Source organism: Chryseobacterium limigenitum (genome assembly GCF_900114875.1).
Taxonomy (GTDB): Bacteria; Bacteroidota; Bacteroidia; order Flavobacteriales; family Weeksellaceae; genus Chryseobacterium; species Chryseobacterium limigenitum.
Genome location: NZ_FPKW01000018.1, coordinates 85,060 through 91,140 on the forward strand (window position 1 = coordinate 85,060; position 6,081 = coordinate 91,140).

The following is a 6,081-nucleotide window of genomic DNA, read 5'->3' on the forward strand; positions in this document are numbered from 1 at the left end:
TGTTTATATTTAAATAGACATCGCTACATTATTAATCTCCCTTACGAACTTTGAACTCTATCCCGCTGATTTGTTTATATTGTGGACTGGATGCTCCGAAAACACTTTTCACATACAATTTAACTTCTTTTGCTGTCTGCAAAAGTCCGGATAATGGGTTGTACATTATCTGATTTCTTTCCAGCATCGCGTTGCTGTATTGGGTGTATGAATCTATAAGCTCTGCGTTTTTTGTTTTCATATCCAGCAACTTTTCCTGTAAGGCTGCAATTTTCAGGTCGTTTTCGTTGGGACTGTAAGATGGATTTTGCGTTAAAATCTCTATGATTCCGGAAAAATGATCAACCATTTTGTCATATGACTGTTGAGAATTGGAAATTTGTTTGGTTTCCGGCTCTTGATCCTTTGCCTGTGCAGTGCTTTTTTTTGATGGCGCGCCCTGAATTTTTCTATTCACAGACTTTATATTATTGATCCCAAGCTGATCCGCTCCGGACACAGCGTACGCGTTTACTATTTTGGTGGAAAGAGATCTTACATCTGTAAAAGCATTTTTACGGTTATTGGTTGCATTATCGAAGCCTGTTTTCTTAGCCTTAGTATTGCCGAGTTTATTCTGTACGTTCAGCAAAAGATCCTGTAAACTTGTAACTTTTAGACTGTCTTTTATAGGGTTATAAGTAGCTCCGAATCCTATACAAAAAGAAATGAGACTCTGAAAATTAGCTGCATTTTTTGCATGTCCTGTTTCGCTTGGAGAGCTTTTAGCTGTTTTAGAGTTTGTGCTTTGATTTTTTGATTCCATATCAAATAAATAATTATGATTAATACAAACAAATTTACAAATCATCATATATATAGCAAATAAAAATATAGAAATTTAACATATTGAAAAATATAAATAGATATATATTAAAAATATGATTCTGTCAATACGCAAGCTTAAATTGCATTAATAAATTCAATCAAATACATTATTTAACTTAAAAAGACGATTAAACAGGTCTTTAGCCGCCAACAAATTCTTTAAAAATTTTTAAAAAATATTTTTATCTTCGCAGCAGATTTTAACAAAAACAAAAGCGTAAGCTATCAATTAGGTATTAGAAAACCGCGAATTTTCAAAACAGCCCTAAAGTGATAAGCTTACGCCCGTGTATCCTATATGGGCACGGGCAAATTCTTTCTGGTTGTTGGGCTCTTCGCGGTGCCTCTAATACAGATTGATTTTTGCTCCGTGCCTTTTGTTTTATCAATTAATTTCCAACCTATGAGTAAAAAAATGCATCCCTATATAATACGACAGGGTTTGTCGTGTCTGAGGGTTAATTTTGAAGCAGATCAATAATAAATATACCCTTAAAAAAGGAAAATATGGAAAGCCACATTTTCCACAACACAACAGTTTATAAATTTGAAAACAATTAAAAAAATCAAATGCCCATGAAGAAAAATTATTTTACCGCACTTTTATTATGTGCATCTCTGAGTGTAAGCGCTCAGGAAATGATCTGGCAAAGGGACATTAAATCCAGTACTCAGGATTTTTTAAGCCAAGTCACCACAACTATAGATCAACAGTATTTAATTACAGGAAGCAGCATTCAAGGCGATAAGCTTCAGGCCGGAGGCAGTAAGCAGAATAATGGTTACGACCTACATTTGGTAAAACTTAACCAACAAGGTGAACAAATCTGGGAGAAATTCTTTGTAGGAAATAATCATGATTTTCTTTCGTCAACTGTCGGAACACAAGATGGAGGATTTGCTGTAGTAAGCACCACGTATTCGGGCAAAAGTCTGGATAAAAAAGACGATTCTAAGGGCGGAAGTGACATCTGGTTAATCAGACTGAATGAATTTGGAGATGAACTTTGGCAAAAAACTATTGGATCAAACGCAGATGAAGAAGCAAGATCAGTTATTCAGACAACAGATTTGGGATTTTTTGTAGCCGGAAATGTTCAGAATTCAGCTAAAGGTTACGGTTCTAAGGATGTTTTAATTATAAAATTAGACAAAAACGGAAAAGAACTCTCACAATCTATATTTGGAGGAAAAGGATCAGACGAGGTTGAAAAGATGATTCCAACAAAAGATGGCGGTGCCTTGTTAGGGATCTATTCCAGAAGTAATGCAGGAGGTTCAAAAAAGACTGAAAACTTTGGCGAAGGAGATTATTGGATCATTAAACTTAGTAAAGACGGAAAAATTGAATGGGAAAAGAACTTTGGTGGTAAAGGTGACGATCATTTGAGAACAATGGCATTGACTTCGGATGGCTACGTGATTGGTGGAGAATCCAGATCTGAACGTTCAGGAAACAAAACCGTTGGGATTGAAGAAGGTACGGATCTATGGTTAATCTCTTTGAATGAAAAAGGAGATGAACTTTGGCAAAAATCCTACAATTTCAAAAACAGAGATATTTTGATGGGAATGAGTGTTTTACATGGTTCAGACGATAAAACTTCAAAAGGGTTTTTACTAGGCGGATATACTCAGGCAGAAGGAAGAATTGAAGCTGATGATGAGAAGTTTTGGATGCTGTATTTAGATCAAAACGGTAATGAACAATGGCGAAAACATGTTCAGGGTGAGTCTCGAAAGAAAGAAGAAAGACTATCTGATATAAAACTAAACAGAGACGGTTCAATTATTTTAGCAGGAACGAGTGCTGAGGAACTTGGAAAAGAAAATTGGAAGATTATTAAGCTTGGAGACAAGCAAATCGATCAATTAATTGTAAAACAGGACATGAAGATTTATCCAAATCCTGTATCAGATTACACTTATGTAGAAATTGGTTTCGAGTTTAAAGATGCAGAAATTATTTTGTACGATATGTCAGGAAGACAACTCCAAAGTTTGAAAACAAAAAATAAGGTTACGAAAATCAATACTCAGCCGTTGATTCAGGGAGCTTATTTGGTTACTGTTAAGACTGATACGAATAAAACGGCTAGTGCTAAAATTATTAAAAAATAAAACACCGATGAGAAAATATTTAACGATTCAAATGGAGCATAATAAGATATTACTGCTAAAATATGCAGTTTCATTTTTCATGATTTCCGGAAACTATTACGGGCAACAATCAGTGGGAAGTGACAATAATATCAATAAGATTACTCCTGCTACTCCCGAGACATACAGTATTTTTAAAGCCGGAGATTTTCCTGTAGATTATAGAACCGGAAAACTGAACGTTTCTATACCTATCCATACATTAAATACCAAATACGGGGTGTCTATTCCTATTGGTTTAACATACAATACTGGAGGAATAAAAGTAGATGAAACTTCCGGGGTTGCGGGATTGGGCTGGTCTTTAGCCATACCCAACAGCATCAGTGTTGAACAACATGGTAAAAGTGACCTTATCAACAACACTACCTGGTTTTCTAATGATCTGAGTAATTATCAATATTCTGAGGTAAATTTAGAATCATTACCCGTGGAGATCCGTACCAAATTACAGGCATTGGCAGATGGCACCTTAGATACACAACCGGATATTTTTCATTATAACCTGCCTACAGTTTCCGGATCCTTCGTAAAAGATTCTAATGGTAATTTTCATACCATCCCCTATGAAAATGTGAAAATTTCATATTCTGAAACAGATCATAAATTTCAAATTATTGATCCAAAAGGAATTAAATATATTTTAAGGGTCGGGAATTCAGTTTCTTCATCTTCAGGAATGTCTGTAGAATCTTCTCCATCTTCTTTTTTTCTGGAAAAGATCACACTTCTAAATGGAGAAGAAGTTAATTTTAAATATGAAAAACTAATGTCTTATCAGACTGTTACTCATAGTTATGAAGATGTCTATGCCCCCATAGAAGGATATGATCCTCCTTGCAGACCTGCCGTAAAAGACGTACACAATACTACCACCAACAGATATATGGATATTCTGTTAACAGAAATCAAGTATGGCAATGAAACTGTAACATTTAATTATAAAACTACTATTGACAGCATTTCAGGAAGAAAGGATCTCAGCCCTGTTGGTGTACAAAACACGTATGCACTAGATCAGGTGATTGTAAATAATTCTGCCGGAAATACTATCAGAAACTATAAATTTGTACACACTTATTTCAGTTCCGGAACAAATTCAGATTATAGAGACTACAGATTAAAATTAACAAGAGTAGATAATATTCTGGAAAACAATAAATATTCCTTCGATTATAATGAAAATTATGGTGTGGGAACCGGCAGTTTCAGTCAGGATATATGGGGATATTATAATGGAAAATCAAATCCAACCCTTATTCCTAACATGAATTATTTTAATGTCAGCTACGAAAAGGGAGGTGACCGAAATGTATATTCAGATTATTCTCAGGCATATATTTTAAAAAAAGTACATTACCCGACTGGTGGCTCTTCTGCGTTTATTTATGAAAATAACACCATTTGGGATGAATTGCTAATTCCCCAAAGACAAGAAATTGAACTCGGAACAATTGATAATTATTATACAAACACTCAGAATGAATATGATCAGATCTCTATGATCACTCCTCAAAATGAGAATTTTGTGTTCGGTGTAGACCAGTCAAGTGCTGATGAAGAACTGAGAGTAGAATTCGGTAATTCATGCTCTAACCAGATTTCTGATCAGATTCCTGAAAACGGTAGCAGTATGGGATTTGCTTATATTGATGAGTTTATAAACAATCAATGGAAAAATCTAGCCTCTTTCAGTGGTCCTGATATGGCGGGACAACTAACAGATCAAAAGTTCTTTCTACATCCGCAAGCACCTAAAAGGATAAGAACTGTACGAACAGGAAACTGTTCTGTCTCATTAAGAGTATATAAAGTAAAATATATCCGGAAAAATAATCAGAATAATCCTGTAGGAGGAATCAGAATAAAAAGTATTGAAGATTTTGACGGCTCAACAACGTACACCAAAAGACAATTTGAATATAATAATCCTACTCTTGCCGGTAACAGATCTTCTGCTCATTTTGCATCTCCTCTGGAATTTGTAAAATCCGTATATAAAGCTATAAGGAATACAGGATACAACTCTGATATTCTTTGCAGTCCATATGCGCTAAGCGCAGATCAGGCTGTTAACTCCAGTTTATCAGGCAAAGATGCGGTTAATTATGAATATGTGACAGAACACACCCTTGGAAAAGGCAAAAAAGTATATCAATTCGGATATGTAGACTACCCTTTAAACATTACTCATATTGGCGGATTCAACCCTTACCAGTTCATTAATAAAAATCTACTTAATGAGACCAGCTACGGACAGAACGGAACAAGTCCGTTGAGGGAAACGATCTATACCTATACTCCGCATTATTTTAAAAATGCATTATCAGCTGATTATACTTCAACTAACTCAACACAGATCGTTCCATCCGGTGTAATGGCAATTTATACCATAAACAAATTCGGTGCTCCCTATTATACTTCTATATTGATGAAAACTACGCCCATTGAATCGGGAATATTCTTACTGGATGAGATGGTAACGAAAGACTATATCAACGGAAGCACCATCACTACAAAAGTAAACAATGATTATTCTATTGATAATATTCAAAAGCCAATCAATCTTATGAATCAGGCAACAACAACCTTCCCCAATTCAGAAGTTAATGAAACCTCTTACAGCTACTCGTACGAAAAAGGCAACCAGTTAATGATCTCAAAAAACATGATAGGAATTCCATTGGAAACAACCACGACAAAAACTATAGGAACCACTACTAAAACTTTATCAAAAACAGAAACTATCTATCCAATAAGTCAATCAGAAGCAGATGTGAAAACTTCAGGGTTGGTATTACCTTATACTGTACTTTCCACAGATCTACAAAATACTCCATCCACCGAAGTGACTTATGACAAGTACGATTCAAAAGGCAACTTACAACAGTACACCACAAAAGACGGTATTTCTACAACGATTATCTGGGGGTATAACAACACTCAGCCTATTGCAAAAATAGAGGGAGCAAAACTATCCGATATTCAGCAGTCTATGATTGACAGTATTGTTAATGCATCCAATACCGATGCTTTAGCAGCTCCAAATAATGA

General features: G+C 35.2%; 3 protein-coding genes. 2 read left to right on the forward strand and 1 reads right to left on the reverse strand.

From position 1 onward, the window contains the following. Window positions 1–31: 31 nt before the first annotated feature. The gene (locus BT156_RS17660; RefSeq protein WP_072412116.1) at window positions 32–805 is read right to left on the reverse strand and encodes a hypothetical protein; all 774 of its coding nucleotides are present in this window, start codon (window positions 803–805) and stop codon (window positions 32–34) included. Between the two features lie 638 nt (window positions 806–1,443). On the opposite strand from BT156_RS17660, the gene BT156_RS17665 reads away from it, so the two are divergent. Next, the gene (locus tag BT156_RS17665) at window positions 1,444–2,988 is read left to right on the forward strand and encodes a T9SS type A sorting domain-containing protein (protein ID WP_072412118.1); all 1,545 of its coding nucleotides are present in this window, start codon (window positions 1,444–1,446) and stop codon (window positions 2,986–2,988) included. Between the two features lie 7 nt (window positions 2,989–2,995). Continuing rightward, the coding region (locus BT156_RS17670; RefSeq protein ID WP_139255511.1) for a hypothetical protein at window positions 2,996–6,081 on the forward strand (3,086 nt) is incomplete at its 3' end.

Coding starts and splice junctions, on each gene's coding strand:
- BT156_RS17660 (WP_072412116.1), bottom strand. CDS start 805: ATGGAATCAAAAAATCAAAGCACAAACTCTAAAACAGCTAAAAGCTCT.
- BT156_RS17665 (WP_072412118.1), top strand. CDS start 1,444: ATGAAGAAAAATTATTTTACCGCACTTTTATTATGTGCATCTCTGAGT.